Annotated in this window: 21 protein-coding genes, 2 tRNA genes and 2 pseudogenes; 22 read left to right on the top strand and 3 right to left on the bottom strand. The window is 67.6% G+C overall.

Annotated features, from left to right (window positions below; all coding sequences use genetic code 11):
* Positions 1-255: 255 nt before the first annotated feature.
* The 16 genes and pseudogenes from dnaA to JX575_RS00075 all read left to right on the top strand — a co-directional run bounded on the left by dnaA (position 256) and on the right by JX575_RS00075 (position 18169).
* Positions 256-1722, top strand: a complete 1467-nt coding sequence (gene dnaA, locus JX575_RS00005; RefSeq protein WP_186339686.1) for a chromosomal replication initiator protein DnaA — start codon at positions 256-258, stop codon at positions 1720-1722.
* Between the two features lie 444 nt (positions 1723-2166).
* The gene (gene dnaN, locus JX575_RS00010; RefSeq protein ID WP_186339687.1) at positions 2167-3300 is read left to right on the top strand and encodes a DNA polymerase III subunit beta; all 1134 of its coding nucleotides are present in this window, start codon (positions 2167-2169) and stop codon (positions 3298-3300) included.
* Positions 3301-3366: 66 nt separating this feature from the next.
* Positions 3367-4350, top strand: a pseudogene (gnd, locus tag JX575_RS00015) (phosphogluconate dehydrogenase (NAD(+)-dependent, decarboxylating)); the annotation flags it as partial.
* A gap of 6 nt (positions 4351-4356) precedes the next feature.
* A complete protein-coding gene (gene recF, locus JX575_RS00020; RefSeq protein ID WP_186339689.1) occupies positions 4357-5493 on the top strand; it encodes a DNA replication/repair protein RecF in 1137 nt (378 codons plus the stop codon).
* Entirely contained in the window at positions 5483-6079 is a 597-nt protein-coding gene (locus JX575_RS00025) for a DciA family protein (RefSeq protein WP_186339690.1), read from the top strand. Before recF ends, JX575_RS00025 begins: the two co-directional genes overlap by 11 nt.
* A gap of 572 nt (positions 6080-6651) precedes the next feature.
* Positions 6652-8736: a DNA topoisomerase (ATP-hydrolyzing) subunit B gene (gene gyrB, locus JX575_RS00030; protein WP_186340360.1), complete on the top strand. Its 2085-nt coding sequence runs from the start codon at positions 6652-6654 to the stop codon at positions 8734-8736.
* A gap of 60 nt (positions 8737-8796) precedes the next feature.
* The gene (gene gyrA / locus JX575_RS00035) at positions 8797-11547 is read left to right on the top strand and encodes a DNA gyrase subunit A (protein ID WP_186339691.1); all 2751 of its coding nucleotides are present in this window, start codon (positions 8797-8799) and stop codon (positions 11545-11547) included.
* Between the two features lie 3 nt (positions 11548-11550).
* Positions 11551-12096 carry a DUF3566 domain-containing protein gene (locus JX575_RS00040; RefSeq protein ID WP_186339692.1) on the top strand — a complete coding sequence of 182 codons (546 nt, stop codon included), beginning with the start codon at positions 11551-11553 and terminating at the stop codon, positions 12094-12096.
* A gap of 70 nt (positions 12097-12166) precedes the next feature.
* Positions 12167-12240 (top strand) — tRNA-Ile (locus JX575_RS00045).
* Between the two features lie 35 nt (positions 12241-12275).
* Positions 12276-12401, top strand: a complete 126-nt coding sequence (locus JX575_RS19525; protein ID WP_222129345.1) for a DLW-39 family protein — start codon at positions 12276-12278, stop codon at positions 12399-12401.
* A 27-nt stretch (positions 12402-12428) separates the two neighbouring features.
* A tRNA-Ala gene (locus JX575_RS00050) sits at positions 12429-12504 on the top strand.
* A gap of 324 nt (positions 12505-12828) precedes the next feature.
* A complete protein-coding gene (locus JX575_RS00055; protein WP_186339693.1) occupies positions 12829-13872 on the top strand; it encodes a sigma factor-like helix-turn-helix DNA-binding protein in 1044 nt (347 codons plus the stop codon).
* Positions 13865-15913 carry a Z1 domain-containing protein gene (locus JX575_RS00060; RefSeq protein ID WP_186339694.1) on the top strand — a complete coding sequence of 683 codons (2049 nt, stop codon included), beginning with the start codon at positions 13865-13867 and terminating at the stop codon, positions 15911-15913. Before JX575_RS00055 ends, JX575_RS00060 begins: the two co-directional genes overlap by 8 nt.
* Positions 15906-17012: a hypothetical protein gene (locus JX575_RS00065; protein ID WP_186339695.1), complete on the top strand. Its 1107-nt coding sequence runs from the start codon at positions 15906-15908 to the stop codon at positions 17010-17012. Before JX575_RS00060 ends, JX575_RS00065 begins: the two co-directional genes overlap by 8 nt.
* 3 nt (positions 17013-17015) lie before the next feature.
* Positions 17016-17891 (top strand): hypothetical protein, encoded by an 876-nt coding sequence (locus tag JX575_RS00070; RefSeq protein WP_186339696.1) that lies wholly within the window; start codon positions 17016-17018, stop codon positions 17889-17891.
* A complete protein-coding gene (locus tag JX575_RS00075; RefSeq protein WP_186339697.1) occupies positions 17888-18169 on the top strand; it encodes a hypothetical protein in 282 nt (93 codons plus the stop codon). The genes JX575_RS00070 and JX575_RS00075 overlap by 4 nt, the downstream gene beginning before the upstream one ends.
* A gap of 12 nt (positions 18170-18181) precedes the next feature.
* Here the strand turns inward: JX575_RS00075 and JX575_RS00080 are convergent, their stop codons facing one another.
* Positions 18182-19573 (bottom strand): DNA cytosine methyltransferase, encoded by a 1392-nt coding sequence (locus JX575_RS00080; protein WP_186339698.1) that lies wholly within the window; start codon positions 19571-19573, stop codon positions 18182-18184.
* A gap of 262 nt (positions 19574-19835) precedes the next feature.
* Here JX575_RS00080 and JX575_RS19740 point away from each other — a divergent pair, with 262 nt between their 5' ends.
* Both JX575_RS19740 and JX575_RS19530 read left to right on the top strand, forming a co-directional pair.
* The gene (locus JX575_RS19740; protein WP_260988504.1) at positions 19836-19967 is read left to right on the top strand and encodes a hypothetical protein; all 132 of its coding nucleotides are present in this window, start codon (positions 19836-19838) and stop codon (positions 19965-19967) included.
* A 323-nt stretch (positions 19968-20290) separates the two neighbouring features.
* A complete protein-coding gene (locus JX575_RS19530) occupies positions 20291-20560 on the top strand; it encodes a hypothetical protein (protein WP_241005466.1) in 270 nt (89 codons plus the stop codon).
* 9 nt (positions 20561-20569) lie between these two features.
* Here the strand turns inward: JX575_RS19530 and JX575_RS19535 are convergent.
* Both JX575_RS19535 and JX575_RS00090 read right to left on the bottom strand, forming a co-directional pair.
* Positions 20570-20890 (bottom strand): annotated as a pseudogene (locus tag JX575_RS19535) (very short patch repair endonuclease); the annotation flags it as partial.
* Positions 20891-21605: 715 nt separating this feature from the next.
* Positions 21606-23243 carry a hypothetical protein gene (locus JX575_RS00090; protein ID WP_186339699.1) on the bottom strand — a complete coding sequence of 546 codons (1638 nt, stop codon included), beginning with the start codon at positions 23241-23243 and terminating at the stop codon, positions 21606-21608.
* 222 nt (positions 23244-23465) lie between these two features.
* Here JX575_RS00090 and JX575_RS00095 point away from each other — a divergent pair, with 222 nt between their 5' ends.
* From JX575_RS00095 to JX575_RS00110, 4 genes are all read left to right on the top strand, one after another.
* On the top strand, positions 23466-24011 hold the full coding sequence (locus JX575_RS00095) for a relaxase domain-containing protein (protein WP_241005269.1): 546 nt from the start codon (positions 23466-23468) through the stop codon (positions 24009-24011).
* A gap of 280 nt (positions 24012-24291) precedes the next feature.
* Positions 24292-24963, top strand: coding sequence for a leucine efflux protein LeuE (gene leuE, locus JX575_RS00100; RefSeq protein WP_186339700.1), 672 nt, complete (start codon positions 24292-24294; stop codon positions 24961-24963).
* A 118-nt stretch (positions 24964-25081) separates the two neighbouring features.
* The gene (locus JX575_RS00105) at positions 25082-25414 is read left to right on the top strand and encodes a YciI family protein (protein WP_186339701.1); all 333 of its coding nucleotides are present in this window, start codon (positions 25082-25084) and stop codon (positions 25412-25414) included.
* Positions 25415-25507: 93 nt separating this feature from the next.
* Positions 25508-26701 carry a sigma-70 family RNA polymerase sigma factor gene (locus tag JX575_RS00110; protein WP_241005464.1) on the top strand — a complete coding sequence of 398 codons (1194 nt, stop codon included), beginning with the start codon at positions 25508-25510 and terminating at the stop codon, positions 26699-26701.
* Positions 26702-26725 lie beyond the last annotated feature (24 nt).

Raw genomic sequence — 26725 nt, forward strand, 5'->3', positions numbered from 1 at the left:
GGTCTCGTCCGGCCACGGTCCCCCCAGGGTCCACGAGGTCGTGCGACCCGGGCCACGACGGCCGCCAACAGCCCCCGTGACCTGCGGAGACGATGGTGGGGGCCCGACGCAGGAGGAGGCCACGGGGATCCGGCCCCCCGGGTCGCGACCGGCCGTTCACAGCTTGTGGACAACTCTGTGGAAGCCTCACCGTCGGATCGGTGGCGCGTCCGTGCGAGGCGGGGGATTTTCGAGCAGCAACACGCGCATGACGACATGGTGGAAGCGAAGGCGGTCCGGGTGGACGACCAGCAGGTAGATCTCGGGACGGCGTGGCAGCAGATCGTCGAGGACCTCCAGCCCAACCAGCGCGCCTGGCTGAGGCCGAGCGTGCCGATGACGCTCCACGAGAACACCGCGATCATCGCGGTCCCCAACGACTTCACCCGCAACCAGCTCGAGGGCCGGCTGCGCAACCACATCGAGGACGCGCTCTCCGAGGGCTTCGGCCGCGAGATCCGCATGCTCGTCACGGTCAACCCCGCGCTCGAGGGCGAGACGCCATCCCAGATCGACGAATCGACAGATCGATCTGTCTCTTTGTCGACAAACCCGCAGGCGGTCTACGAGCCGCCTGCGCCACGAGCGCCGGAGGCCTACGAGCCGATGGGCGGCGGGGCCGCCGAGCGTCGCCCCTCCGCGCTGGAGACCCGGCTCAACCCCAAGTACACGTTCGAGACATTCGTCATCGGCTCGTCCAACCGGTTCCCGCACGCGGCCGCCGTCGCCGTCGCCGAGGCGCCCGGCAAGGCCTACAACCCGCTCCTGGTCTACGGCGAGTCGGGCCTGGGCAAGACCCACCTGCTCCACGCGATCGGCCACTACGTGCGCAGCCTCTACAGCAACGCCAAGGTGCGCTACGTCTCCAGCGAGGAGTTCACCAACGAGTTCATCAACGCGATCCGCGACGACCGCCAGGACAGGTTCAAGCGGCGCTACCGCGACGTCGACGTGCTGTTGATCGATGACATCCAGTTCCTCGAGGGCAAGACGCAGACGCAGGAGGAGTTCTTCCACACGTTCAACACCCTCCACAACGCCAACAAGCAGATCGTGCTGACCTCCGACCGCGCTCCCAAGCGGCTCGAGGCGCTCGAGGACCGCCTGCGCAACCGCTTCGAGTGGGGCCTGATCACCGACGTCCAGCCGCCCGACCTCGAGACCCGCATCGCGATCCTGCGCAAGAAGGCGGCGATGGACCGGCTCACCGCGCCGCCCGACGTGCTGGAGTTCATCGCCTCCAAGATCCAGACCAACATCCGCGAGCTCGAGGGCGCGCTGATCCGGGTGACGGCCTTCGCCAACCTCAACCGCCAGGAGGTCGACATGACCCTGGCCGAGATCGTGCTCAAGGACCTGATCCCCGAGGGTGGCGAGCCCGAGATCACCCACCCGCTGATCATCGCCCAGACCGCGGCCTACTTCGGGGTCAGCCTCGAGGACCTCACCGGGCCCTCGCGCGGCCGGCACCTGGTCATGGCCCGCCAGATCGGGATGTACCTGTGCCGCGAGCTCACGTCGATGTCGCTGCCGCAGATCGGCCGCGAGTTCGGCGGGCGCGACCACACCACGGTGATGTACGCCGACCGCAAGATCCGTCAGCTCCTCGCCGAGCGGCGCGCGGTCTTCAACCAGGTCAGCGAGCTCACCAACCGGATCAAGATGCAGGCCCGCCAGCGCTGACCAGACTCGACACCGGGCTCGACACCGGGCTCGCACCGGCGCACCCGCGTGGAGGTCGGTGGTGTGTGGAGAACTTGTGGTTCGGTCCGCCGCGTCGTCCCCAGCCCCTGTGGACTTCATGGGACGAACGACACGAACCGCCGGCTCGTCCACACCACCCCGCGAGTCGTCGGTCCGGCGTCCACACCCGTCATCCACAGCGTTCCGGCGCCCTGACCTGCACCAACGCGTCCCATCCACAGTTTCCACGGACCCTATGACGACTATGAACCTCACCATGGGACTCATCACCCACCAACGAATGACAACCCTCCCTCTGGGGAGAACCCTGCCGCCGCGCCGACAGCGCGTGGCAGGATGCACTTCCCACGTGCACGCGTGTGGTTCTCGTCTGCGTGCAGTCACTCGTTGCCCGCACCACCACCTCTCGTCGAGGAGACCCTTGTGAAGTTCCGCGTCGAACGCGACGTCTTCGCCGATGCCGTTGCCTGGGCTGCCCGCAGCCTGCCGGTCCGTCCCAGCTCGCCGGTCCTGGCCGGCCTGCTGATCGAGGCGAGCGACGCCGGGCTGGTGCTCTCGACGTTCGACTACGAGACCTCGGCCCGCGCCACCCTCTCCGCGGAGGTCAACGACGAGGGCCGTGCGCTGGTCAGCGGCCGCCTGCTCGCCGACATCTGCCGCAGCCTGCCGGCCAAGCCCGTCGAGCTGACCCTCGAGGGTCCGCGCGTCTCGCTCACCTGCGGGTCGGCGCGCTTCAGCCTCCAGACCATGCCGGTCTCCGACTACCCCACGCTGCCCGAGATGCCGTCGGCCACCGGCACCGTCTCCAGCGCCGACTTCGCCCACGCCGTCGCCCAGGCCGTGACGGCCGCGGGCCGTGACGACATGCTCCCGGTCCTCACCGGCGTCCGCATCGAGATCGACGGCTCCACGATGGCGCTGCTGGCCACCGACCGGTTCCGGCTCTCGCACCGCGAGCTCACCTGGAACCCGCAGTCGCCCGACGTGTCGGTCGCCGCGCTCGTCCCGGCCAAGGTGCTCGGCGACACGGCCAAGTCGCTGACCTCGGGCGCGGAGATCACCATCGCGCTGAGCGCCAGCGGCGCCGGCGAGGGCCTGATCGGGTTCGAGGGCACCGGGCTCGGCGGCGTACGCCGCACCACCACGCGCCTGCTCGACGGGGAGTTCCCCAAGGTGCGCTCGCTGTTCCCGTCCGAGCACCTCACGGTGGCGAAGGTCAACAAGGCCGAGCTCATCGAGACCGTCAAGCGCGTCGCGCTGGTGGCCGAGCGCAACACCGCGGTGCAGATGAAGTTCGGCGACAACCAGATCGTCCTCGACGCCGGCTCCGGCGACGAGGCGATGGCGACCGAGGCGGTCGACGCCGACATCACCGGCGACGACCTCACGACCGGCTTCAACCCACAGTTCCTGCTCGACGGGCTGAGCGCGATCGACGGCGAGATGGTCGACCTGGCGTTCACCCAGGCGACCAAGCCGGTCGTCATCTCCGGCACCGACACCGACGACACCGGCTCCTTCCGCTACCTGCTGATGCCCCGGCGCCTGCTCGGCTGATCGCGCGCCCGGCCGTCGGATCCCACAGGATCCGGACCGGCCGGACCGGACCGGACTGCGGCTAGGCTCACCGACATGGACATCGGACTCGTCGGGCTCGGCAAGATGGGCGGCAACATGCGCGAGCGCATGCGCCGCGCGGGACTCACGGTCGTGGGCTTCGACCGCAACCCCGACGTCAGCGACGTCGGCTCGCTCGAGGAGCTGGTCGAGGCGCTGCCGAGCCCGAAGGTCGTGTGGGTCATGGTCCCGGCCGGCGACCCGACCCGCGCGACGATCGCCGAGCTCGCCGACCTGCTCGGTCCGGGCGACGTCGTCGTCGACGGCGGCAACTCGCGCTGGACCGACGACATCACCAACGCCGAGCTGCTCGCGGAGAAGGAGATCGGCTATGTCGACTGCGGCGTCTCCGGCGGCGTCTGGGGCCTCGACAACGGCTACGCCCTGATGTACGGCGGCGACGGCGACGACATCGCCAAGGTCCGGCCGGCCTTCGACGCGCTCGCCCCCGAGGGCGACTTCGGCTCCGTCCACGCGGGCAAGGTGGGCGCCGGCCACTTCTCCAAGATGGTCCACAACGGCATCGAGTACGCGATCATGCAGTCCTACGCCGAGGGCTGGGAGCTGCTCGAGAAGGTCGACATGGTCGACAACGTCACCGAGGTGTTCCGCTCGTGGCGCGAGGGCACCGTCATCCGTTCGTGGCTGCTCGACCTGATGGTCGCCGCGCTCGACGACGACCCGGGTCTGAGCAAGGTCGCCGGCTACGCCGAGGACTCCGGCGAGGGCCGGTGGACCGTCGAGGCAGGCATCGAGAACGCCGTCGCGACCCCCGCGATCACCGCCGCCCTCTACGCCCGCTTCGTCTCGCGGCAGGACGACAGCCCGGCGATGAAGGCGGTCGCCGCGATGCGCAACCAGTTCGGCGGGCACGCGGTGCGCACCCCGGCCCCCAAGGGCGGCGACGCCGAGGGCGCCACCGGGCCCGACCAGTCCGAGACCGCGCAGAAGGCCGGCGCCGGCAGCGGCCAGGAGCCGAGCGAGAGCTAGGTCCCCTTGCACGTCGCGCACCTGACCCTGCACAACTTCCGCTCCTACGCCGACATCGACGTCGCGCTGGAGCCGGGGGCGACGGCGTTCATCGGACGCAACGGCCAGGGCAAGACCAACCTGGTCGAGGCGATCGACTACCTCTCCCGGCTGTCGTCCCACCGGGTGGCGAGCGACGCACCCCTCGTCCGCGCCGGAGCCGAGCAGGCGATCGTGCGGGCCTCGGTCGTCAAGGAGGGGCGCACGGCGCTGCTCGAGGTCGAGCTCAACCCGGGTCGGGCCAACCGCGCCCGGATCAACCGCTCCCCCCTCCCCCGCCCCCGCGAGATCGTCGGCCTGGTGCGCACGGTCGTGTTCTCCCCCGACGACCTGACCCTGGTCAAGGGCGACCCGTCCGACCGGCGCCGGTTCCTCGACGACCTGCTGGTGCTGCGCACCCCGCGCCTGGCCGGCGTTCGCTCCGACTACGACCGGGTGCTCAAGCAGCGCAACAGCCTGCTCAAGACCGCCGGGGTGGCGCGTGGGTCCGCGCGCGACGCGGCGATGTCGACGCTGGAGATCTGGGACGACAACCTGGCGCGGGTCGGCGCGGAGATCCTCGGCGCCCGACTGCGGCTGGTCGACGACCTGCGCCCCTACCTCGGCAAGGCCTACGAGGCGGTCGCGCGCGGCGCGAGCCGCGACGACGCCGACCTCGACTACCGCGCGAGCGTCGAGGTGACCTCCTCGACCGGCGACCTCCAGCAGGCGCTGCTCGACGCGGTCGCGGCACGCCGCAAGGAGGAGCTCGACCGCGGCATCTCGCTCGTCGGCCCGCACCGCGACGAGCTGCTGCTCACCCTCGGCGACCCGCAGCTGCGGCTGCCGGTCAAGGGCTACGCCTCGCACGGCGAGTCGTGGTCGTACGCGCTCGCGCTCCGCCTGGCCTCCTACGACCTGCTGCGCGCCGACGGCGACGACCCGATCCTGGTGCTCGACGACGTGTTCGCCGAGCTCGACTCCGAACGACGCCAGCAGCTCGCCGAGCTCGTCGCGGGAGCCGAGCAGGTGCTGGTCACCGCCGCGGTCGCCGCCGACGTGCCCGCGTCGCTGCAGGGCGTGCGCTACCTCGTCGCGGACGGGGCGGTGACCCGTGACGGATGACGAGCGTCCCGGCGACCCCGGGACCGCGGGGGACGACACCACCGCCACCACCGACGGCGCCGATCCCGCTCCCGCCCCGGTGGCCGAGCACCGCGCCGACGGCCTCGACCTCGCCCGCGCTGCCGCACGTGCTGCCGCCGCCAGCCCTGGCTCGAAGCCCGCGCGGCGCCGCTCCGGGGGACCACGCCGTCGTACGACCCCGCGGGCGTCCGGCGCCCGGCCCGACGACCGCGACCCCCAACCGATCGACCAGGCGATGGGCCGGCTGATCGCCAACCACGGGTGGGAGCTCGACCTCAAGGTGCAGGGGGTGTTCGGCCGCTGGGCCGAGCTGGTCGGCTCCGAGGTGGCCGACCACTGCACGCCCGAGTCGTTCACCGACGGACGCCTGGTGGTGCGCACCGACTCCACCGCCTGGGCCACCCAGCTCAAGCTGCTGGCGCCGACGATCGTCCGCCGGCTCAACGAGGAGCTCGGCCACGGCACGGTCACGCTGATCGAGGTGGTCGGCCCGCACCTGCCGACCTGGACCAAGGGCCGGCTGTCCAGCCGCGACGGCCGCGGCCCGCGCGACACCTACGGCTGAGCACCCGGGCCGCCGCTCGCCGGCCGGAGCCCTCTCCGCGACGCTGGTTCATCAAGGTATGCAGGCGAACCGTCACTTCCCTCGCTCAGCTCGCCATGGGATGTGCGGGTTCGGCGACATACCTTGATGAACCGTCAGCGCGGGGGCGCGCCCGCCGCCGACGCGAGCGCCGGAGCCGCGTTCTGCCGATCTGGCAGCCGTCGGACCACATGGGGACCCACCGACCCCCCCGTTCGCGCGCCTGACAGGCCCCCACGGGCCCGCTGACGCGCTTTTTCCGACCGGATCCCTCCCCAACCGGGGGTTGGTCCTTCGGTCCGGGCGCCCTGACGGGTAATATGGGCGTACGAGTCGCAGATCGTGTTGCACCCGCAACCGCCGCGACTCGACTCATGTCGAGCGCCCCCGGGCCAGGTCCGGGGCGATGAGCAGAAGGCTGTGCCTTGAGCGAACAGAACCACGAGTCCACCCCGGCCACCCCCGACTCCGCTTCTGCTCCCGATCCGTCCGACGCCCAGCCCACGGATGGCCAGCCCACGGAGGCCGAGCGCGCCGAGGCCCTCGCCGCCGCCGTGGAGGCCACCGTCGAGAAGCGGTCCACCACGGCCGTCGACGAGGGCGTGGAGTATGACGCGTCCGCGATCCAGGTGCTCGAGGGCCTCGAGGCGGTGCGCAAGCGCCCCGGCATGTACATCGGCTCCACGGGCGAGCGCGGCCTGCACCACCTGATCTGGGAGATCGTGGACAACGGCGTCGACGAGGCGCTGGCCGGCTTCGCGACCCGCATCGTGCTCACCCTGCAGGCCGACGGCGGCGTGCGGGTCGAGGACAACGGCCGCGGCATCCCCACCGACACCGCGCCCGGGCAGGACATGCCGGCGCTCACGATGGCGCTGACCATGCTCCACGCGGGAGGCAAGTTCGGCGGCGGCGGCTACAAGGTCTCCGGCGGCCTGCACGGCGTCGGCGTCTCGGTCGTCAACGCGCTGTCCTCCCGCCTGGTCGCGGAGGTCAAGAACCGCGGCCACCTGTGGCGCCAGACGTTCCACCTCGGCGTGCCGGAGGGCGACCTCGAGCAGGTCCGCCCGATGGAGCCCGGCGAGCAGACCGGCACCACGGTCACCTGGTACGCCTCGGAGGACATCTTCGAGCACACCACCTACAGCCTCGAGACGATCACCTCGCGCCTGCGCGAGATGGCGTTCCTCAACAAGGGCGTCGAGTTCGTCGTGCGCGACGAGCGTCCCGACGCCGACGCGCGCGCCGACGCGGTCGAGGACGACACCGTCACCGACGAGGTCGACGCCGGCCACGACGCGATCAAGCGCGCGGAGACCGGGGGCCTCGAGCAGGTCTTCAAGTACGACCGCGGCCTCGTCGACTACGTCGAGCACCTCAACCGCCGCAAGACCGTGGCCAACCCGACCGTCATCTCCTTCGAGGCCGAGACCGCTGAGGGTGCGAGCGGGCAGCACATGAGCCTCGAGGTCGCGATGCAGTGGAACACCTCCTACACCGAGTCGGTCCACACCTTCGCCAACAACATCAACACCCACGAGGGCGGCACCCACGAGGAGGGCTTCCGCGCCGCGCTCACCTCCCTGGTCAACAACTGGGGCGAGGAGTGGGGGCTGATCAAGAAGAAGGAGGACCGCGTCTCGGGTGACGACATCCGCGAGGGCCTCACCGCGATCATCTCGATCAAGCTCGGCGAGCCGCAGTTCGAGGGGCAGACCAAGACCAAGCTCGGCAACACCGAGGCCAAGGGCTTCACCCAGCGGGTCATGAACGACCAGCTCGGCGCCTGGCTCGAGCAGAACCCGGCCGAGGGTCGCGAGATCGTCCGCAAGTCGCAGGCCGCGGCCAGCGCGCGCCTCGCCGCCCGCAAGGCCCGCGAGCTGGCTCGCAACCGCAAGGGCCTCCTCGGCGGCGGCGGCCTGCCCGGCAAGCTCAGCGACTGCCAGTCGACCAACCCCGCCGAGTGCGAGGTGTTCATCGTCGAGGGCGACTCCGCCGGCGGCTCGGCGCGTCAGGGACGCGACCCGCGGATCCAGGCGATCCTGCCGATCCGCGGCAAGATCCTCAACGTCGAGAAGGCCCGGATAGACAAGGTGCTCGCCAACGCCGAGGTGCAGGCCATCATCTCCGCGCTCGGCACGGGCATCCAGGAGGAGTTCAGCCTCGAGAAGCTGCGCTACCACAAGGTCGTGATGATGGCCGACGCCGACGTCGACGGCCACCACATCAACACGCTGCTGCTCACGCTGCTGTTCCGCTTCATGAGGCCGCTGATCGAGCACGGCTACGTCTACATGGCCCAGCCCCCGCTCTACCGGCTGCGCTGGAACAAGCCGGCCGAGCACGAGTTCGTCTACTCCGACGCCGAGCGCGACGCGCTGCTCGCCGACGGCCAGGCGCAGGGCAAGAAGCTCCCCAAGGAGAACCCGGTCCAGCGCTACAAGGGTCTCGGCGAGATGAACGCCGACGAGCTGTGGGAGACCACGATGGACCCCGACGCGCGCCTGCTCAAGCAGGTCACCCTCGCGGACGCCGCCCAGGCCGACGAGATCTTCTCGATCCTCATGGGCGAGGACGTCGAGCAGCGCCGTTCGTTCATCCAGCGCAACGCCAAGGACGTTCGATTCCTCGATATCTAGGTCTCTAGAGACATCTAAGAACTGACCTAGACATCGATAGAACGCAGGAGAGAAGACGAGATGACCGAGATCCCCACCGACCTCACGGGCGGACCCGGCGACGGCGGCACCGACCGCGTGCAGCCCATCGAGCTGCAGACGCTCATGCAGCAGTCCTACATCGACTACGCGATGACCGTCATCGTCGGGCGCGCGCTGCCCGACGTGCGCGACGGGCTCAAGCCCGTGCACCGCCGCATCCTCTACGCGATGTACGACGGCGGCTACCGCCCCGACCGCGGCTTCTCCAAGTGCTCGCGCGTCGTGGGCGACGTGATGGGTCAGTACCACCCCCACGGCGACTCGGCGATCTACGACACCATGGTCCGCCTCGCCCAGCCCTGGGTGCTGCGCGCGCCGCTGATCAACGGCCAGGGCAACTTCGGCTCGCCGGGCAACGACTCCGCCGCCGCCATGCGATACACCGAGTGCCGCATGGCGCCGCTGGCGATGGAGATGGTGCGTGACATCGACGAGGACACCGTCGACTTCCAGCCCAACTACGACGGTCGCTCCCAGGAGCCGACCATCCTGCCCAGCCGCTTCCCCAACCTGCTGGTCAACGGCTCGGCCGGCATCGCGGTCGGCATGGCGACCAACATCCCGCCGCACAACCTGCGTGAGGTCGCCGAGGGAGCCATCTGGGCGCTCGAGCACCCCGAGGCCACCAAGGAGGAGCTGCTGGACGCCCTCCTCGAGCGGATCAAGGGCCCCGACTTCCCCAACGGCGCGCTGATCGTCGGCCGCCAGGGCATCGAGCAGGCCTACCGCACCGGGCGCGGCTCGATCAGCCAGCGGGCCGTCGTCGAGATCGACGAGGACGCCAAGGGCCGGGTGATGCTGGTCATCAGCGAGCTCCCCTACATGGTCAACCCCGACAACCTCGCGCTCAAGATCGCCGAGCTCGCCGACTCCGGCCGGATCCAGGGCATCTCCGACGTCCGCGACGACACCAGCTCACGCACCGGTCAGCGCCTGGTCATCATCCTCAAGCGCGACGCCGTCGCCCGGGTCGTGCTCAACAACCTGTTCAAGCACACCGAGCTGCAGAGCAACTTCTCCGCCAACATGCTGGCGCTGGTCGACGGGGTGCCGCGCACCCTGCCGATCGATCAGTTCATCTCGCACTGGGTCACCCACCAGATCGAGGTCATCCAGCGGCGCACCCGCTTCCGCCTCGCGGAGGCCGAGCGCCAGGCGCACATCTACCGCGGCCTGGCCAAGGCGCTCGACGCCCTCGACGAGGTCATCGCCCTCATCCGCCGCAGCCCTGACGTCGAGGAGGCGCGGAGCGGGCTGATGAGCCTGCTCGAGATCGACGAGGTGCAGGCCAACGCCATCCTCGAGATGCAGCTGCGCCGCCTCGCCGCCCTGGAGCGGCAGAAGATCATGGACCGCCTCACCGAGCTCGAGCGCGTGATCGCCGACCTCGAGGACATCCTGGCCAACGAGGCCCGCCAGCGGCAGATCATCTCCGACGAGCTGACCGAGATCGTCGACAAGCACGGCAACGACCGGCGTACGCAGATCATCGCGGCCGACGGCGACCTGTCGATGGAGGACCTGATCCCCGACGAGGACCTGGTCGTCTCCATCACCCGCGGCGGCTACGCCAAGCGCACCCGCGCCGACCAGTACCGGCTGCAGAAGCGCGGCGGCAAGGGCGTGCGTGGCGCGACGCTGCGCGGCGACGACGTCGTCCAGCACTTCATCGCCACCACCAACCACCACTGGCTGCTGTTCTTCACCACGGCCGGTCGCGTCTACCGCACCAAGGCCTACAACCTCCCCGAGGCCGCACGCGACGCCAAGGGCGGCCACGTCGCCGGCCTGCTGAGCTTCCAGCCCGACGAGGACATCGCCCAGGTGCTGGCGATCCGCGACTACGACCAGGCGCCCTACCTCGTCCTGGCCACCCGCACCGGCCTGGTCAAGAAGACCAAGCTCGGCGACTACAACAGCCCGCGCCAGGCCGGCGTGATCGCGATCAACTTCCGCGAGGACGACGACGAGCTCATCGGCGCCGAGCTGGTCAACGCCGACGACGACATCCTGCTCGTCTCCCGCAAGGGCCAGGCGATCCGGTTCCGCGCCGACGACGACCAGCTGCGGCCGATGGGTCGCGCCACCGGCGGCGTGCGCGGCATGAAGTTCAAGCACGACGACGACTCGGTGCTCTCGCTCTCGGTGATCCGCGCCGCCCAGGTCGCGGCCGAGGAGGCCGCCGAGGCCCGCCTGGTCCAGGAAGGTGCGTCGCCGGAGGCCATCGAGGCCGGCGACCTGCCGGAGGTGAAGGAGCAGTACGTCTTCACGATCACCGACGGCGGCTACGCCAAGCGCACCCGGATCACCGACTACCGCACCACCAACCGCGGTGGCGTCGGCATCCGCGCGGTCAAGCTCGCCAACGAGGACCGCGGCGGCCTGGTCGGCGCGTTCATCGTCGAGGAGGGTGACGAGGTCCTCTCGATCACCAGCGGCGGGCAGGTCGTCCGCAGCCCCATCGACGCCAACTTCCGGGCCACCGGCCGCGACAGCCAGGGCGTGAAGTTCGTGACGCCCAAGAAGGGCGACACCGTCGCCGTCGTCGCCCGGTCGGTCGAGGCCCGCGAGGACGAGGAGGTCGAGGAGCTGGCCGCCGAGAGCGCCGCCGAGGTCGAGGCAGCCGCCCGCGAGGCCGCTGCGGAATCGCCCGACGTGGTCGACGGTGCAACAATCGATGGTCAGGACGCTGTGGAAGCAGCCCCCTCCGACGACGACACCGAGGAGTGATCCATGTCGGAACGCACCGCGACGCCCCGCCGCACCTCCGGCGGAGAGCCCGCCAAGAGGTCGCTGACCGGTCGGCTCCAGGACACGCTGTCCAGCGCCGCTGAGGAGCACCGGGCCAACGCCGGACCGTCGTCTGGGCGGAGCAGCCGCGCCCGGCGTACGTCCGGGCGCCAGCCGCGGCGCGCCCGCCTCCGGCTGACCCGCATCGACCCGTGGTCGGTGATGAAGACGGCGTTCCTGCTCTCGGTCGCCTTCGGTGTGGTCACGTTCGTCGCGATCTTCATGGTGTGGTCGGTGCTCGGCGCGGCCGGCGTGTGGGACTCGATCAACTCCGCCGTCGGCAGCATCGTCGAGGGCGACAGCGGCAACTCGTCCTTCGACGTCACCAACTACGTCGGCATGTCGCGGGTGCTCGGCTTCACGCTGCTCGTCTCGGTGGTCGACGTCATCCTGCTGACCGCGATCGCGACCCTCACCGCCTTCCTCTACAACCTCGCGGCCGCCCTCCTGGGCGGCATCGAGGTGACCCTCGCGGAGGACGAGAAGTGAGTCGCGACCTCGATTGGCACGGCCTGACCGCGGTCAGGTAACCTTCGGCGTCGCCGCTTGCGGCGTGCACGGGCCTATAGCTCAGACGGTTAGAGCGCTTCCCTGATAAGGAAGAGGTCGGAGGTTCAAGTCCTCCTAGGCCCACTCCATCCCCTTCGCTCCGCTCTCGAGGAGAGTCCATGAAGAAGCTCCTGCTGGTCGCCCTCGCTGCCGCCGGCGCGGTCCTGGCGAAGAAGAAGATGGACGAGGGCAAGAACGAGCAGGCCCTCTGGGCCGAGGCCACTGACACCGTCGAGAAGGCCTGAGCCCACCTCCGAGCGCCAAGCGCTCACGGGGCCTTGGCGCAATTGGTAGCGCACCTGCTTTGCAAGCAGGGGGTTAGGGGTTCAAGTCCCCTAGGCTCCACCAGAGAAACCGCAGGTCAGCCTGCGGTTTCTGTGATTCCGGAGTGTCCGGTCGACTTCGGGATCGGGCTCTAGGGGGACTGGTGGGGGAATCTAACCCAACAGGCACCGCTGCGACTTTTACCTTTCGCCCCGTCGGTCGCAAAGATCGAACTATGGTGAGCGTCGCTATAGATCAGTCGCGTACGGGGGCTCGCAGTTGGTTTCGCATGTGCATGGGCAGAGCACTGGTGACACGCCTCCTCAGACGGACCCCTTCGACGCCGATTGGATGACGCCCAGGTCCCCGTGGCCAAAGTCAGACGATCAGACCCATATGTCTATCGGCATGACGCACTTGGCCGCTGGCGGACCCCGCGCGAACGCCTCCCAGCGCCGCCGGGCCACCGCCGAGGCAGTCGAGACAGCGTTGCGTACTCGCCCAGACGAGCCGCTGCCACTCGCTGCCCTCTACGAGGCAGCCTTCGACCTCGTGGACTTCGTCCCCACCGAGAACGACGTGAGCTTGGCCGCCCGAGCTCTGGTGACAACCCGAGAGAACTTCTTCAGGGTCGGCCAGGGCGCGTACGCGTGGGCACCAGACGGAACCCCGCCCCCACCGCCGCCTCCGGCTCGAGTCGTCGCCATGATGGAGTTGCGGCGAAGTGGCCGAACCTTGGACGAGATCGGCAAGGTCTTCGGGATCACTCGGGAACGCGTGCGGCAACTCATGCGCAAGCACGGGGGCCCCGACGCGGCATCGGTGAGGCAGGCACAGATCGAGCGGAACCGGTCCGAGGAGCATGCGCACGGCATGTCCGTCTCGGCGGCCATCCGGGATGTGCTCGCAGACATGAATCCGAGGTCCGTCGAGGAAGTCGCGACTTTGACCGGGATCGCCAGCGAGGACATAGCCAGATGCTGGCCGGACGATCTGGCGCATCTCCGGCTGTGGGCGGCGACGGCTCCCGAGAACCGCTGGTCGGACGAGGAGATCATGGACGCCATGAGGGCGGCCGCCGTGTACGAGTACCCGTTGACTTCGAAGGCCTATACAGCCCTCCTCGCGGTGGGCCAGATCACCGGCCCCTCAGTCCCGAGGATCGGCCAGCGGTATGGATCCTGGACAGCCGCCTGTGAGGCTGCGGGCGTTGAACCCGGTCGAACGGTCCGCAGTCACTATCAGTCGAAGTGGAGCGACAAGGACATCGCGGACATTGTTCGTCAGTATCTGCTCGACCCAAGCGCGCCGAACTCCGCACACCGATTCGACGAGTGGAGGCGAGTGAACGTGCCCGACGGACCATCCTTCCAGACCGTGCGCAACCGGTTCGGTTCATGGACTGAGGCGAAGCGTCGAGCGTTGAAGCCGACGGGATCCGAGGATGAGTGAAGTCACACGCTTGGACGGGATCCTGGCTACGACCATCGACGACAACACGCGGGAAGGAATCTGGGAGTCAGCGTCGGCCATCCTGAAGCATGGTCCCAACCCAGGTCAGGCAAGCGATCCGACCGTGCTCGCGCTGGGCTACGTGCAGTCCGGCAAGACGACCTCGATCACCGCGCTTGCTGCCGCTGCCGCGGACGAGGGCTATCAGGTCATCGTTGCTCTTCTTGGGTCCACTAACCTGCTTCTCGATCAGAACAAGCAGCGGCTCGAAGGGTCCCTAGGGATCACGACTCGCAGCGACTACATCTGGATCAGCGAGACGAACCCAGCCACCGACGCTGCGGGCAAGAAGCTTCGCAGCTTCGTCGACATGGGCCGGGTATGTCTTGTGCCTGTGCTCAAGCACGCAGGACGCATCAGGGCCGTTGCGAAGCAACTGGCGAAGCTGCCGGACGAGCTGCGCGTGCTCGTCATCGACGACGAGGCAGACCAGGCGTCGCTGAACACCGGCAAGGACGCCGAAAGTCAGACCTACGCTGCCATTCGCGAGCTGCGGTCGTCCGTCCCGAGCCATCTCTATGTGCAATACACGGCAACGCCGTACGCGCCCCTCATGCTGGACGCTGCCGACATACTGAGCCCCCAACACGTGGAGTTCCTGACCCCGGGCGAGGGATATACAGGCGGCAAGCAGTTCTTCATCGACCATGCCGATCGAGTCGTTCGCAACGTGCCCATGTTGGACGAGCAGGCCTCCAAGAGCCCACCGCTACAGCTACAGAAGAGCCTGCATCAGGCCCTGTCGTCGTTCCTAGCAGGCACTGCACTCCTTCTACTCAAAGACGCGGCGAGCCCGCCGATCAGCATGCTGGTTCACTCCACGGCTCGCAACGACGTTCAGGCGCGGTACGAGTTCCTCATTCGCCGGCAGCTGGACCAGTGGCGCAAGGCCTTGGTGCCCGACGACCCCGAAACAATTCCAGAGTCCATCACCGACGAACGCGAACGGCTCGTGCAGAACGGTGCCTCAGACGTCGACGATCAGACCTTCGCTCACAAGCTGAAGTTCGTACTCGCACAGGCAATGACCTGGCTCGTGAACAGCGCGGCTGACATCAATAAGGTCGACTGGCACGTATCGCCCGTCCACGTCCTCGTCGGCGGCAACAAGCTCGATCGAGGATTCACCGTCGAAGGGCTCACGGTCACCTACATGAACAGGCCTGCGAGTCCGCAGGTAGACACACTTGAGCAACGTGCTCGAGCCTTCGGCTACCGAGGGGACTTTCTGCCCTACTGCCAGTTCTTCGCCAGCAAGAAGACGATCCGCTCCCTTACCGAGATCGTGCACACCGAAGAGGACCTACGCGCGCGACTGCACGATCACATCGAGAGCGGTGGGTCGGTTCACACGTGGGCGCGCGAGATCGGACTCGTGCTGCCGGACGGGATGACACCTACTCGATCGAGCGTGGTTTCAGCCCTGTCGACGATGGGGCTGGGCTGGCACCAGATGCGCGCGCCCTCTCGCCAGGCTGTCGACACGTCTCACAACTACGGACTTCTCGAGGAGCTTGGCCTGTTGGACGCCCCGCGAGTCTCCCAGGGTCGCCTGGCATTTCGCACCCTCACGGTCGAGTCACTCGAACCCTTGGAGCGCCTCTTCACACAATGGGCTCGTCCCGACTACAGCCCAGGATGGCTCCACGACGAGTTCGCGGGTGCCATCGCCCGCGGCTTCACTCATCTGAAGAGCGCCACCGTCATGCTGATGGAGGACGGCGAGGCTCCACGCAAGCGCCGATGGTCTGGTGAGCTTGGCTTCGTCAATCTCTTCCAGGGCCGCGACCTGAAACCACAGCAGAACGGTGACTTCTATCCCGGGGACCGACTCGTGGAGAACCTGGAGAACGAGCCGAACCAAATCGTGATCCAGATTCATCGCACTCAAGTGCGGCAGCACGAGGACGACGGCGAGGTGCTGGCGCTCGCGGTCTACCTCGGATCAGGGCTCGTAGTTCGAAAGGAACGGAATGTCTGAACACCTCCCGGCCAGCGCGGGTCGCCCGTCGAGCGCCCCTCTGTCAGCTCTGCGTCTCGATCCGGAGAATCCGCGCATACCCGAGACGCACCGCACCAAGGACACCGCTGAGCTCGCGACGCTGCTCGAGATGGGCTTCGAGGCCTATCCCGTCGCGCAGTCGATAGCCGAACTGGGCTTCTTCAATGCCGAGCCACTCATCGTGATCCCCAGCCCTGATGAGGCGAACGCCTGGATCGTCGTCGAGGGGAACCGACGGCTCACCGCACTCATCGGACTGGCCTATCCCGAGATTCGAGCAGGCTTCGCGACACCCGATCGTTGGGAGAAGTTGGCCGCCAGCCGCTCGATCAGCCCCGAGATGGCGGTCCCGATCGTCGTCCACGAGACGCGCGAGACGACGCATGCGGAGATCGCGCGAGTTCACGTCGTCGGCAAGCTCGGGTGGCGTCCCTTCATGCAGGCTCGGTACATCGCTGCTCGCGTGGCAGAGGGACGAACACTGCAGGAAGTCGCTGACCTGATCGGCATTCCCAAGAGCAAGGCTGCCGATCTGTACCGCGACCAGGCCGTGCTGACACAGGCTGCGAACCTCGGGCTTGAGACCTCGCAGGTCGAGAGTGCCTTCTCGGTGCTCACCGTGGCCATGGGCAGCACGAAGATCCGCGGCCACGTTGGCGCACCGTTGGGATCGCAGACTGTGATCGGTCAGGATCCCGTTCCCGCCGACAGATTCGATGAGCTCAAAGAGGTGATCCAGTGGGTGTTCGGCGACGAGGAGCACGAGTCCTTGATCTCTGACTCGCGGCAGATGTCGCAACTCGGCAACGTCGTCGCCTCTGAGGTCGGACTCGAAGCGCTACGCGAGGGCAAGACGCTCGAGGAGGCGAAGCAACGGATACAGGAGAAGGGCCTGGACCCGTTGAAGGCGCTGACACTGAAGCTCAACGCTGCCAAGAACTCGCTGAACGCCGCCAGCGGCGACGTCGCCGAGTTCGCGATCGACGCCGAGGTTCAAAGCCTCGTCGACGACATCGAGTCACTGGTTGGAAGCATTCGGTCGACCCTCGATGACGTCACCGCAGAGACCGACCTCTAGCAAATGACGGACCTGGAGGTCTCGACCACCGAAGCCATCGCAGACTGGATCGAGACCAGTGTGCTCGTCAGCCGCTCAGGCCACTTCGGACGCGACAAGCTGGACGACCTGGCGCAGAGCGAGATCGGCGCCTCCTCGATGAAGGTCGCGATGGCGCTCGACACGATGGCCAAGCGGGCAAGCGTGCTCGGTAGCTCCTACCCGTTTGTCGTCAGCGACCTCGCAGTCCTGCGACGAGACGGCGCGCATGCCGGCCACTATGCGGCACTGCTTCACCTCACGCCAGGTTCGGTCGCGCGTCAGACGGTGCGGGCGTCCGATACTGCCGTGATGGGCGAGCTGCTCGAGGAGATCAGCGAGGCCGCGCTTGCAAATTTTTGGGGCGATGGCGGGAACGCCGTGTCGTTCGGATACCCGTCGAAGCACGGCCGTCCCGAGTCATTTGATCAGGCTGTGGGATGGCTCGCCAAACGAATCGGCGTTGAGCCGGGACGGGGATACCGCCCGCCACGCCGAAAGGACGGCGGTGTCGACGTCGTCGCCTGGCGTCAGTTCGCGGACCGCCGACCGGGCTTTCCTGTCGCACTCGCCCAATGCACGATCCAGGCAGAGACCTTCACCAAGACCACCGACATAGACCTTCGACTCTGGGCAAGTTGGCTCGCGATGGACGTCGACCCCCTTAGCCTGCTGGTCATTCCAGGGACGATTCGGGCCGCCGGCCCAGATTGGAGACAACTGGCCACCGTGGTCATGGTCATTGATCGCCTTCGACTGCTCGAACTCCTCGGGCGTGGTCCCACAAAGGACGTTGACAATTCGTGGGTAACCGGAACGACCTCGTTGTTGCAAGCAGTCATGAGAGCGTCAGAGCTGTGACCACCAAGGCTGACATCGTCTGGGACATCGCACTGCAACTCGGAGCGGAGCCTCCGAGGATGTCCACGGGATCGACGGAGCCCCGAGAGATCTTCGAGATCGTCAACGACCGCCTAGGACTCGGCATCGACAGCCGGCTCACGAAACCCGACATGGCTCGCCAGATCGTCGAGGCCGCAGGCTTGACCTGGAACGCCCACTACGAATCCAGTGGCGGGACGGTGACCAAGGTGGGCCTTGCGGCAGTGCTCGAGGCTGTCGAGCACTTTGTTGCCTGATTGGGTCGCTGATCAGCCGGCGACACGGCGAGCGTCAGCCGAGCGACGACGCCTAACGATGACCTCGCGGCTCGAATCACGATGACGCTCAAGGGCCTCGTCTGGGCTGATCGCCGATTCCTCGACGGCTAGCGCGAGGCGTGGCGCGCGGCGTCGCACGGCGGCCAATGAGCTAAGCACGTGCTCGCGGAAGACGTGGTATGCGGCGCCGACGTTCACACCGTTGCCCATCTGCTTATAGGTGGCAGCGTCGGGCTGGTCACCGAAGTCGAACCACTCCGGCAGGCCCTGCAGCCGAGCAGCCTCGCGAGGGGAAATTCGGCGGAGCCGATCGCCAAGGATGCTCGTTTGAGTGATCGCCACCAGTGCTGGAACGTAAGTCGCCTGCTTCACTCGCAAGCCCGACGGTCGCAGGTGCATTACCGTCTCGGCTAGTGAACTGGCGCCCTGCGCCTGCCATTCGAACTTCCTTCGGGACGACGGGAAGTCGCGGAGGTAGTTCCATCGGGAGAGCCAGTCCTCTAGAACGTCCTGGTGCTCGGTGTAGAAAGCCGCGTTTTTGCGAAGGAACGAGGCCTTCCAGTCCGCGGTCCCGACAGGGACCACCAGGTCGTCCTCGTGGATGAACGCGTCGACCCACACCGGGAAGCCCGGCAGCTTCTCGACACCTGCGGATCGCAGCGTGACCACGAAGTCGTTCCACGCTTCCACCCAAGTCGTCTCCGCAGGTCCAAGATTCAGCCGCAACTCATTTCGGAGCTCTGGATCGGGCTGGACGGGCAGATGTGTCTCTAGGTCCCACTCGGATGGTGACCAACCGTCGACTGGAAGGTGAGGGACCGACGGATCGACATCGATGTGGGAGCCGCGGGTTCCGACATACGTCGCCATGATGAAGACGCGCTCGCGAACTTGTGGTCGTCCTCCACGCTCGGGCGGAAGCAGATGCGGCGAAAACACGATCGGCCGAGACGACACCTGGTAGCCGAGCTCCCGGAGCGAGCGGACAATCACGTCCCACTCGTGCCTATGACGCGGCCCGTAGATGTTCCGGACGTTCTCCAGCAGAACGACTGTTGGCCTCCGCACCTCAAGAATCCGGAGGATGTTCCAGAACAACGTTCCGCGTGCCTCGTCCATGCCCCGCTGGAGGCCAGACTTCGAGAACGGCTGGCACGGAAAGCCGGCAGCCAAGACATCGTGCTTGGGCACCCGCATGTGGGTCTCGGTGTCATTGATGATGTCGCCGTGAGCCTGGATGCCCCAGTTCCGCTCATAGACAGCAGCGGCCTCAACGTCCTTCTCGACAGCGTAGACGCACTCGCCACCCAAGGCCCCGAGAGCAGCGTGGAACCCGCCAACGCCTGCGAACAGGTCGACGAACGTGAACGGAGCCGAGCTCATGTCAGCCAGCTTAGCTGAGTCTTCAGCTTTGTGCCCGCGTTCTCGCATGGTGTTCTCCCGTCCGTTGCCCCGATCCCGGCGTGCGACTCACTGACGTCGCCAACCCTCGATGGTAGACGCCACCACCGACGGATTGTTGAGCCGCCGCCTGGATGAGTTGGGACGCGCGGCGGGCATTTCGGCGACCCGTTGATAGCCGACGATCTCTTCCTGGACGATCTGACGCGTGGCGTCTGGACCTTGGAGTGACGACGAGATCGGCGTGACCGTCGATGTCTACTTCCGCATGCTGACACTCGAGCTCGCTGGCGAGAGCTACACGAAGATTGAGTTCCGTCGCGAGGTCGAGCGGGACGTCGATCGCCTTCATGCTGAAGGCAGTGGCCGATGGTGACGTCGCCCCCTCCGAGCTCGGTGCAGAGGTCGCCGCGCCGAACGCCGGCTGGCCAGCGGGCCGGGGCGCACGTGTCGGCGTCCTGGGACTCGACTTCGCGGCGATTGAGTCATCCAACAGAGCCCTCGGGCGTGCAGGCGAGGAATCCGTGCTTGCTTGCGAGCGCGGGCGGCTGGCTGCCGCGGGCCGCCCAGATCTGGCAGCGGAGGTCCGCCATGTCTCTGTAGTCGACGGCGACGGACTGGTTACGACATTCGGTCCTTCCAAGGCCTGACCGATGAGCCGGTCTTCACGAGGTCAATACCACGCGGTATGGCAAGGAAGTGCCCTTCTACATCTCCGGAACCGAAGTCGAGGCGTCCATCGATCTTGGGCCCGCATACCGGCTGTGGCGCGTGTATCGCTACGGCAAGGTGGACACCGGCTACTACCGGCTGCCAGGCCCGTTGACTCAGCACGCCCGACACCTATCGTGGGCTGCCCTCAGTCGGATGCTGACTCCGGACGGCCACGGCTACGGCCGTCGCGACCGTCTCGGGATCCTCATGCTCCCAGAAGCGAAGGACGGTCCATCCAGCGTCCTGCAGCCGTGAGGTGGTGTCGGCGTCACGGGCGACGTTCCGAGCCAACTTCGCCGACCAGTAGGACGCGTTCGTCCGCGCCACGGTCCGATGCTTCGGGCAGGCGTGCCAGTAGCAGCCATCGATGAAGACGGCGATGCGCTGCTTGGTGAAGACGATGTCGGCCGTGCGGTTGAGACCAGGCTCCGGCCGATGGGCGACGCGGAAGCGGAGGCCGGCTGCGTGGAGTCGGCGTCGGACTGCGAGTTCGGGCGTGGTGTCTCGGGACCTGTTGCCCTGCATGACCTTGCGAGACGCGGTGCTGCTCGCCCAACTCTCGTACCCAGCCATGCCGCCTAGCATCGCCTCTGTGAGCCGACAGGGCCAAGCGCTCTGCACGAGGCACGTCGGGAGGACGATGCCTTGATTGACTGGAGACCTTCGGGAGTCGCACGCGCAGAACCTCGAGCACTGCGGCTCGGTCGGTGGAGCCGATCAGGGATGGCTCCGGCGTCGGTCGTCGCACGACAATCCTTGCAAAACGATCACGGCGGTTCCGCCGCACAGCGACGTCAGCCCTTCGGGATCAATCCAGGATGCGCTCGGTCAATGCGGTAGCGGAGTACTTCAAACACCCCTGGCCACCAGAGCCCACAACGCTCGGCAACGGTCTCCCATGGGTAGACGTGAACGTCCACGCCCTTGAGGTTGTTGTGATTGCGGCACAGGTGAATGCGGTTTCCTGGCAGCGTCGCTCCGCCAAGTGCGTACGGGAAGAGGTGATCAATCTGCAGCTCCTGGCGGAGGGGGCAGTCGTACCCCCAAATGAGGCGACTTTCACAGCGGGCGCTTGACAGGGGCTTGTCCGTGAAATCTCTCGCCCCGTAGACGGCCGTAAGAGACCTCGGATCAAGGTCGAGTTCGTTGAACCAGTCTGGATGAACGAGTGCCAGACCGACAGTCCACTCATGGGAGTCCTGGAAGCGCTGCAGCGTCCTCGGCCAGCCGTCGTCGAACGCGCGACTCAAGGCTGAGTAATACTCGCTGGCGACTGCCGTCCGCTGACCAACTGAGGCGATTATGTCCAACTCAAGTCGATTCTGAACTCTTGAGTGACACCGCCGTAGAACTCCACTTCCGCACCAAGCTCAGCTGAATCGCCTTGGGGCCGAGGCGTTGCTGCCCCCCGCTTCACGTTCGCGACCGAATAGTGGTTTGAGAACGGCGCGGAGCGGTCCCTCAGTTCCACTCTGGCGATGCTAGATGTGCACCCCTTGTACAAGAGCTTGGTGGTGTCGCTGAGGTCGGCGATGTATCCGAGCCGCCCGACAACGAGTTCGTGCGGAGTGCCACTCCGGCGCATGCGACCCCCAGGCCCAACCTCGCGTACTTCGAACAACAGCCGAGCATCATCTCCCCGTAGATAACTTGGAATATCGCGCACGCCCCTGGGCAGGCTTCCTGCGGCGAAAAACTCTCGGAAGATCAGGGCGGCCACGTCTCGTGAGCGATTGCCGACGTTTCCGTCCAACTGATTCACCCAACTCTTGAAGTCCCAGTTGGACGTGTCGAATTTGAGGTCCCTGAAAACCGGCTGCCACCCGGCTGATGGCACGCCATGAACCGCCAGGTACTCGAGGAGGCCGTGCATGAGCCCGTATTGGGCAGGGAGTTGCTTGTAGCCGGGGTCTCCGAAGAAGACGCTGCGACTGAGGGGCGTCGTGATCACCTGCGAGAGTGCGATGAGCGCTTCGGACAAGGATTCCGCCACGTCGGTTGGCACCAAATTCGTCGCGCGAGTGGAGTTGGCGAAGTAGCCCTTCTCGACGATCTTCCGCAAGTTCGTCGCATCAAACGCGAACCCGCCTCCGATGGCGGCCGCTGCCTGCTTCTTCGGGTTGAATTGGATCTTGTTGCGGAAGACGTTGACCTTGGGGACTTGGGGACTCCAAGAGCACAAATGCACGACGGTCTTCATCGCCTGTACGGCTGGAGTGTCGGTTGTGCGTCCGCGCATGTCGTACGTGTCCAGACGGAAGGCGAACTTGAGCCACTCGTCGTGGAGCTGCTCCAACTGCGTTGACTTGGTTGTCACCTCGGCAAAGATCTGGGCGTAGGTTGACTCGCTGTACACCGGCGTCCCCTGGTTGGCCAAGATGACGAACGGAAGCGGGTTGTTCGGTACTGCGGACTGCGACATGCCCACAACTCTGTGCTGACCGTCGAGTATTAGCAGCGGCCTGGAGCCGTCAGCTGGGGGAGTAATTGAAGCCTCGAGGACCTGCGTGCCGTCACTGTGGGTGTACACGACCCGCGTGGTCAGAGACCCGTCCTTAGCCGCAAGCAGAACAGGGTTAGGCATCAGCTCGCCAGGTTGGCCGTATCGCTCTGCGATCTCGTCGACTTTGCCCGCAATCTTGGGGCGCTGCCACTCCTTGACTGGGCTGCTCAGGATGTTTGACGCGATCGCGCTGTGGTCGGTCGAGTCCTGGAAGGCGGGTACCTCACACAGGGGCTCCAGCGCGTTCGCGGCCATCAACCCGACAAGGACGGGAAACTGTGCGCCTGTCGTATCGTGAACGGTCTGCATCTGTGTCAAAAAGTCAACCACTTCGCGCTCCCTTGAGTAATCCAATGCCCGGCCGCTCGAGACTAGCTCTGCCGACTGCAGTCCGCTCTCGGAACAATAGGTGGAGCTCGCCTCGACAACCGACACTTACCAGAGTTTCGCGGTGCCGCCCCTCGGGTTGACTAGGTCATCAACCGATCAGGCTCGGATGCCGTGGACATGGCTCAGACGCTTTCGATGCCTTCAAACCCAGCGGCACGCATACTACGAAGGTCCGTAGATCGGTCCGCCCCTCGGGGCGGGCCGAGCGTCATTTCAATGCTGGGTGACGAGTAGTGACGGGCGGTGACGGGGCCGATGCACGGTGGAGTGAAGTTCTACCGCGGGTCCGCTGCCGCCGCGCGCTCGTACGTGGAGGCGGACCGCTCGCGAGTCGACGACTACTACCTCACCGAGGGCACCGGGGTGGCCGAGCGGTACGTCGCCACGCCTCTCCCGGCGGGGGGACGCAGTGTTCCCGCAGTCCAGGGCGGGGGGACGTTGCATGGTGACGCCTACGAGAGGTGGGTCGCCGGCTACGACGTCGAGACCGGAGCGGCCAAGGGACGTCTGCGCGATGACGCCCACGCACTGCGGTTCGTCGAGGTCGTCGTGAATGGGCCGAAGTCCTGGTCGCTCGTCGCCGCACTCCATCCGGACATCGCGACGGCGTACGACGCGGCAATGGACCGTGCGGCTGGTGAGGTGATCGGCTGGGTTGCCGAGCACGCCACCACGCGGGTCGGGCCACGTGGCCGGCAGGTGCAGGTCCCGGTTGAGAAAGTCGAAGCCGCCGTCGTACGTCACCACACCTCGACCTCGCCGAACCCGCGTCGCCTGGCCATCCGCACCCTTCTTCCGCACGCGATTTACTAACCCCCTGCTGGGTTATCAACGGGAGTCCCTGTGGGGGACTGGTGGGGGAAGAATGGCCTCTGTGGGGGAATCTTGTCCACTCGTGTCCAGCGTTTCCGCAGGTCAGAGCCATAGTGCGCCTGCTTCGAGGCAATTTGCAAGCAGGGGGTTACCGGTTCGAGTCCCTAGGCTCCACCAGACCAGACCCTCCAGCCGGGACTGCGCCCAGCCCGGGGTGACGTCGCTTCCACCGCGCGGAATCCGCTGGGCGCGACCGCCGGCCAGGTCGCACACTGGTGCCGTGCTGGGCATCACCGACCTCCCGACCTACCTCGTCGGGCTCATCCTCATCATCCTGCTGCCGGGGCCGAACTCGATCTACATCCTCTCCGTCGCCGCGCGTCGCGGGGTGCGGAGCGGGTACGCCGGCGCGGCGGGCGTGTGGACCGGGGACGCGGTGCTGATGACGCTGTCGGCGGCGGGGGTCGCCTCGCTGCTCCAGGCCAACCCGGCAGCGTTCGCGGTGGTGAAGTGGGCCGGTGCGTCCTACCTGCTGTGGCTGGCGATCGGGATGCTCCGCACCGGGTGGACGACGTGGCGCTCGCGCGTGCCCGTCGCCGAGCAGATCGCCGACGCGGCGCAGGAGGCCGGCGTCGAGCCGCAGGGCCGGGGCGAGCGGCCCTACCGCCGCGCGCTGGTGATCAGCCTGCTCAACCCCAAGGCCATCTTGTTCTTCGTCGCGTTCTTCGTGCAGTTCGTCGACCCCGCCTACCCCCACCCGGTGGTGTCGTTCCTCGTGCTCGGCTCGCTGGCGACGCTCGCCAGCGCGACCTACCTCAGCGTGCTGATCTTCGCCGGCAACCACCTCGCTGCCGCGTTCCGCCGTCGCCGGGCGCTGTCGGCGGGCGCCACGTCGGCCGTCGGCGCGGTGTTCGTCGGGTTCGCCGTCAAGCTCGCCCTCGCCTCCGCCTGACGCCAGGCGGGGACCGGAGGAAAGACGTCGTCGCGCGGTGTCGTATCCCGGCCACGCCGTTCGTGGTAGGGGTGAGAGGCCGCCCGACAGGGGCGGCCACCGAGCACAGGAGAACGACATGCACTACCTCCTCAGCGTCATCGGCGACACCGACAACCCCGCCGACGACTCCGCGCCCGGCGCGATCGACGCGTTCAACGACCGGTTGCGCGCCGAGGGCCGCTGGGTCTTCGCCGGCGGCCTGACCGGTCCCGACGACGCCACCGTGACGGACAGCCGCGACGGCGAGCCGGTGTTCAGCGACGGACCGTTCGTGGAGTCCAAGGAGTTCCTCGCCGGCTTCTGGGTGCTCACCGCCGACGACCTCGACGTGGCCCTCGCGCTGTCGGCCGACGCCTCGCGCGCCTGCCACCGCAAGGTCGAGGTCCGCCCCTTCGGCGGCGTCGCCTGATCCGTGACGCCGCCCGACGTCGACCCTGACTCCGGCCGCGGCGACGACCCCGACGGCGTCCTCGCCCGGGTCCACCAGGACGAGTGGGCCCGGGTGGTGGCCGCCCTCGCGCGGCGCTTCGGCGACCTCGACGTCGCGGAGGAGGCCGCCGCCGAGGCGTTCGCGACCGCCGTCGAGCGGTGGCGCGCCGACGGCGTACCACCGAGCCCGGGCGCGTGGCTGACCACGACGGCCGGCAACAAGGCGCTCGACCGCCTGCGCCGCGAGGGCAGGCGCGAGGCCAAGCAGAGGCAGGCCCACATGTTGTCCGACCAGCTCTCCGATCCCCCGGAGCACACGGGCGCCGTCGCGGACGAGCGACTCCGGCTCCTGTTCACCTGCGCGCACCCCGCGCTCGCTCCGGAGGCGCGCGTCGCCCTCACCCTGCGCCTGGTGGGCGGGCTCACCGTCGCGGAGATCGCGCGCGCCTTCCTCGTGCAGGAGACGACGGTGGCCCAGCGCATCACCCGCGCCAAGGGCAAGGTCCGCGCCGCGCGCATCCCGTGGCGGGTGCCGGACGCCGCCGACCTGCCCGCCCGGGTCGACGGGGTGCTGGCGGTGCTCTACCTCGTCTTCAACGAGGGCTACCTCGCCACCACCGCCGACGCCGAGCCGGTGCGCGCCGAGCTCACGGGGGAGGCGATCCGGCTGACGCGGCTGGTGCGCGAGCTGCTGCCCGACGACGGCGAGGTGGCCGGGCTGCTCGCCCTCATGCTGCTCATCGAGGCTCGCCGTGAGGCGCGGGTCTCGGCCGGCGGTGAGCTGGTCCCCCTCGACCGCCAGGACCGCGGCGCGTGGGACCGGGCGCTCGTCGAGGAGGGGCACGCCCTCGTGCGGGAGCGGCTCGCGTCGGGTCGCCCGCCCGGGCGCTACCAGCTCCTGGCCGCCGTCAACGCCGTGCACACCGACGCCGCCGACGCCCGCGACACCGACTGGTCGCAGGTCGTGGCGCTCTACGACCAGCTCGCCCGCCTCGACCCCTCGCCGATCGTCAGGCTCAACCGGGCGATCGCGCTCGCCGAGCTCGACGGCCCGCACGTCGCCCTCGCCGAGGTCGAGGCCGTGGCCGGGGCGCTCGCCGGCTACCACGCCCTCCACGCCGCCCGCGCCGACCTGCTGCGCCGGATGGGCCGCAGCGCGGAGGCGCGGCAGGCCTACGACCGGGCGATCGAGCTGGCCGGCAATCGCGCCGAGATGGCGTACCTCACTCGCAGGCGGGACGAGCTGGCAGGCGCCGCGGGAGGGTGACCGGACGGCTGGGACAATCGAGGC

Origin of the sequence: Nocardioides sp. zg-1228 (assembly GCF_017086465.1) — a bacterium.
GTDB lineage: Bacteria > Actinomycetota > Actinomycetes > Propionibacteriales > Nocardioidaceae > Nocardioides.